Origin of the sequence: Arthrobacter sp. HMWF013 (assembly GCF_003061105.1) — a bacterium.
GTDB lineage: Bacteria > Actinomycetota > Actinomycetes > Actinomycetales > Micrococcaceae > Arthrobacter.
Window position 1 is genome coordinate 1,642 of sequence record NZ_QAIQ01000484.1, and the last position, 1,214, is coordinate 2,855.

Below are 1,214 nucleotides of genomic sequence, written 5' to 3' on the forward strand. Positions count from 1 at the left end.
CGCTACCGGCCGGAGGACAAACGGGTGTCAGTGATGATGCTCTCCGGAGTGCTGGCACTGGGGCTGGGAATCGCCGTCGGGACCGTTCCCGTGCCGTATGTGATCGAATCGCCCGGGCCCACCTTCAACACCCTGGGCCAGTCCCAGGGCAGCCCGGTTATCAGCGTCACCGGCCGCGAAACCTACCCCGCCAACGGAAACCTGGATCTGACGACGGTCTACGTCGACGGCGGCCCTAACGGCCCGGTCAGTATCCTCGGCGCCTTCACCGGCTGGCTTGACGGGACCAAGTCCGTATATCCGGAAGAACTGATCTACCCCACCGGGACCACAAAGGAGCAGGCCGAAGAGCAAAGCTCCGTGGCCATGACCACGTCGCAGGAGAACGCGGTCGCATCGGCGCTCAACGAGCTGGACATCCCTTTCGGCCAGCAGCTCCAGTCTGCCGGGCTTTCCGACGGGTCGCCGTCGGAGGGCAAGATCGAGGAAGGCGACGTTTTCGAATCAATCAACGGCAAGCCGGTGACGTCCCTCGCGGTCATCCAGGAGGAGCTGGCGGCAGGCAAGGGGGCTCCTGCCACGGTAGTGGTGCGGCGGGCGGGGGAGCCTGTCACACAGACCATCAGCCCCAAGGACAACGGAGCGGGCCGCTACATCCTGGGCGTCATGCTGAAGTACCTGTTCACCTTCCCCTTCGACGTGAAGATTTCGCTGGACAAGGTGGGTGGACCCAGCGCGGGGCTGATGTTTTCGCTGGGAATCATTGACACTGTGACGCCAGGCGACCTCACCGGTGGCAAGCATGTGGCCGGGACCGGCACCATCACCCCTGACGGTGCCGTCGGGCCCATTGGCGGGATCCAGCAGAAGATGCAGGGAGCGCGTGCCGGGGGAGCCACTTTGTTCCTGGCGCCGGCTGCCAACTGTGACGACGTCGTGGGTCATGTTCCGGACGGCCTGCAGGTGGTGAAGGTGGAGAATCTCGCGGAGGCGCGCCGCGCCGTCGAACTCTCCGGTTCGGGGCAGGACACGTCCGCTCTGCCCGTGTGTACCAGCAACTAGACTGAGCGCAGGAACTAAGCTTTACCGCCACTCGTGGCAAATATGACGGACGATGCCACACGCTTGACCGGTGCCGGACGTCGACCGCACGCACGCTCTCACATGTAAATCTGTCGACCAGCTATGAGGTACCGAGTTTGTCCCGTCCTACC

1 protein-coding gene is annotated in these 1,214 nt (G+C 64.1%); it reads left to right on the forward strand.

Annotation, left to right across the window (positions count from 1 at the left end; all coding sequences use genetic code 11):
• A partial coding sequence (locus DBR22_RS17375; protein ID WP_375134987.1) for a YlbL family protein occupies positions 1-1,062 on the forward strand: 1,062 nt, incomplete at its 5' end.
• Positions 1,063-1,214: the final 152 nt, after the last annotated feature.